The organism is Mesorhizobium sp. (assembly GCF_024509055.1).
Classification (GTDB): domain Bacteria; phylum Pseudomonadota; class Alphaproteobacteria; order Rhizobiales; family Rhizobiaceae; genus Mesorhizobium.
Genome location: NZ_JANINM010000185.1, coordinates 1 through 3,386 on the forward strand (window position 1 = coordinate 1; position 3,386 = coordinate 3,386).

Consider the following 3,386-nt stretch of genomic DNA (forward strand, 5'->3'; position numbering starts at 1 on the left):
GGAACTCCGAGCCGTGAACGATGAGTTCCTCCCGCTTCCGGAAGGAAAGGTCGCGTTCGAAGATGGCCGCAAGGCTTTCGATATCGGCCGCATTCAGCTTCATCGCTCGTGTCAGTCGGGTCACGATCGGGTGGCCGGTCAGGGGCATGCCAGGGTCCCAAGGTTCATAGTCTTCGGCGAAACTTCCGTAGGATTATTAATCTGGATCAATGAACAAAATCATCAAACGAAAGTTGTATTGACTGGCCCGCCCATGCCGCTGCGAATGCCCATACAGCAGGCGTGTCATTCACAGCTTGCGTGAAAAACCAGTGTCGGAATCTGGGGACGACAGCGAGAGCCGTCAGACGGCTCCAAGGCTAAGGAGGAACAACTGATGCCGTTCGACGATGAAAATGCAGCCAATATATCGCGCCGTACCGTACTGCACGCCGGCGCCGCTTTGCTTGGCGGCGCCGTGCTGCCCTATTCCAGTCTTTCGGCCTTTGCGGCCGACGACAAGCCTGCGATCGGTACCTGGCCCGCCGGATCGCAGGGCGACACCGTCTATATCGGAGCCGCGGTGCCGCTCACTGGCGCTTACGCGGTCCAGGGGGCCGACGAGCTCAAAGGCTGGCAGCTCGCGGTCGAGCACATCAACAACGGCCACGACCTGATGAAGGCGCTGGCGCCGAAGGTCGACAAGGGGCTGCTCGGCAAGAAGGTGGAGCTTTTGTCCGCCGACAGCGCGGCCAAGCCTAACCAGGCGGTCGAGGTCGAGCAGAACTTCATAAACCAGAACAAGATCATCCTGATGACCGGCTCGACTTCTTCTGCGGTCGCGGTCGCCCTCAACAAGTTCGCGCAGCGCGAGAAGATCCTCTATGTGGCGGGGATATCGGGTTCGAACGACACCACCGGCAAGGACTGTGTCCGCTACGGCTTCCGCCAGAACCTCTATGGCCAGACCGCTGCCAACGCGATCGGCCCGATCCTGCTGAAGACCTACGGCAAGGGCAAGAAGGCGGCGTTCATGACGCCGGACTACACCTACGGCCATACGGTCACCAAGTCGGTGAACGACTACCTGACCTCGCAAGGCGGATGGGAGATGGTGACGAACCAGGTCTCGCCGCTGGGCACCCAGGATTTCAGCCAGTATCTGACGAACATCGCCAATTCCGGCGCCGAATTCATCGTCAACGTCAACTGGGGCCGTGACGCGGTGCTGTCGATCCAGCAGGCCAAGCAGTTCGGCCTGACCCCGGCCATGAAGATGGTCATTCCCTACCAGATCCCCTTCCTTGCCAAGGAAGTGAGTCCCGAACTGACGGCCGGCGTCTTCGCCGCCACCGATTTCTGGTGGACCCTCGAGGACAAGTATCCACTTGCCAAGCAGTTCGTCGATGCGTTCCAGAAGAAGTTCAACTACCGGCCGGAATGGGGCGCCGAAAACTCCTATGTCAGCTTCGCGCATTGGGCGCGCATGGTGTCCGAGGCCGGCAGCTTCTATCCGCCGGACATCATCAAGCAGTACGAGAAGGGCGAGACCATCCCCTCGCTCGTCGGCGATGTTCACTATCGGCCGGAAGATCACCAGTGCGTGCGGCCCGTCGTGCTTGTCCAGGGCAAGGACCCCAAGGACATGAAGAGCGACGACGACTACTGGAATGTGGTCGAGGTGGTCGACGGCGCACCGCTGATGCAGAAGCCAGATGCCTTCGGCTGCAACCTCGGCGACTACACCTGATACTCCCTCGCCTCGCCTTCTCCGCCAGCAATGACGGAGAAGGCACGCCACTCCGGGCTGGCCTTCTTGGAACCCAAGGAGGCTTCGCATACTGTGGCCGGCCAACGGCATGTCGATCGTTCGTGACTTCTCCTCCAGGCCCTTGGCGGCGCCAAGCGCGGGGCATATCCTTCACGATTAAGGTGGGCGCAGCGTGATCAACTGGGCAAATTTCATCTCGCAATGCTTCAACGGGCTGGTTCTCGGCGCGCTCCTGGCGTTGATCTCCTCCGGACTGACGATCATCTACGGCACGCTGGGTGTCCTGAACCTCGCCCATGGCGCCATGTTCATGCTCGGAGGCTATGCCGGCTGGGTCGCCTATACTTACACGGACTCTTTTCTAGCCGCGGTGGTGGCGGGATCGCTGTTCGTGATGATCGTCGGAGTGGTGATCGAGCGCCTGATCATCCGCCATTTCTACACGCGCCCGCACGAGGACCAGCTTCTGGTCACGTTCGGGCTCGGAATCGTCTTCGTCGAGACGGTTCGCTTCTTCTTCGGCAGCCTGTCGCACTCGGTGCCGCCGCCCGCGTCGCTGGTCGGCATCACCAACCTGGGCTTCATGGTCTATCCCACCTACCGCCTGGCCTTGCTCGGCATCGTCGGCGTTGCGCTGCTGGTGCTCTATTTCGTTCTCTATCGCACGCGCATCGGAATGATCGTGCGGGCGGGCATCGAGGATTCGGTGATGGTCGATTCGCTTGGGATCGACGTCTACAGGGTCTTCATGCTCGTCTTCGGCATCGGCGCGATGGCCGCGGGCTTCGCCGGCATCGTCAACGCACCCGTGGTGTCGATCGCACCCGATGTCGGCGAGGCGATACTGGTCCAGACCTTCGTCGTCGTGGTGATCGGCGGGGTCGGCTCGTTTCCGGGCGCGATCATCGGCGGCCTCATCGCCGGCGAGATCGTCAGCATCACCTCGATGTTCAACCCCGGTTACTCCTATGTCATGCTGTTCGTGGCGATGACGCTGGTGCTGGTGCTTCGCCCACACGGGCTGCTCGGCACGGCGGGGCGCGAGTAGACGGTCGGCCATGCACATCAAACGTCCCTTCCTCGTCGAGCTTCTGACGGCGGTGGCGCTGGTCCTCGCGCCGTTCGTGCTGCCCCATCTCGGCTTCTCGCCCAGCACCATCAACCGTATCCTCATCTGGGGCCTGTTCGGTATCGGGTTCGATATACTGTTCGGCTATACCGGGCTGCTGTCCTTCGGCCAGTCGGCTTTCTACGGCACCGGCGGCATGTTCGCCGCCTATCTTCTGACCGAAACCGACTTCTCCTACGTCTTGGCTGCCATCGTCATCGGCGCGGCTGTGGCGGGTGTCGTCGGCTATTTGATCGGCCTGATCGCGCTGCGGCGCACCGGCATCTATTTCGCGATGATCACCGTGGCGATCGCCGAAGTGTTCTTCTTCGTCGAGTTCAATCCGCTGTCGGCATTCACGGGCGGCGAGAACGGGCTGCCTGGGGTGCCGACGCCGACGTTCAATCTCGGCTTCACAGTCCTGAAGTTCGACAGCGACTGGACGATGTATACTTTCCTGGCGTTCTGGTACTTCGTCGGCATCGTGATTGCGCTGCGCATCGTGCGCTCGCCCGTCGGCGCGATCCT

The 3,386-nt window shown here is 61.4% G+C and carries 3 protein-coding genes; all 3 read left to right on the plus strand.

Features of this window, described 5'->3' with window-relative positions; all coding sequences use genetic code 11:
• Nucleotides 1-376: 376 nt before the first annotated feature.
• The gene (locus tag Q0L57_RS08865) at nt 377-1,729 is read left to right on the plus strand and encodes a substrate-binding protein (RefSeq protein ID WP_296741266.1); all 1,353 of its coding nucleotides are present in this window, start codon (nt 377-379) and stop codon (nt 1,727-1,729) included.
• A gap of 193 nt (nt 1,730-1,922) precedes the next feature.
• The gene (locus tag Q0L57_RS08870; RefSeq protein ID WP_296741269.1) at nt 1,923-2,798 is read left to right on the plus strand and encodes a branched-chain amino acid ABC transporter permease; all 876 of its coding nucleotides are present in this window, start codon (nt 1,923-1,925) and stop codon (nt 2,796-2,798) included.
• A 10-nt stretch (nt 2,799-2,808) separates the two neighbouring features.
• On the plus strand, nt 2,809-3,386 hold a 578-nt coding region (locus Q0L57_RS08875), incomplete at its 3' end, for a branched-chain amino acid ABC transporter permease (RefSeq protein ID WP_296741272.1).

Coding starts and splice junctions, on each gene's coding strand:
- Q0L57_RS08865 (WP_296741266.1), top strand. CDS start 377: ATGCCGTTCGACGATGAAAATGCAGCCAATATATCGCGCCGTACCGTA.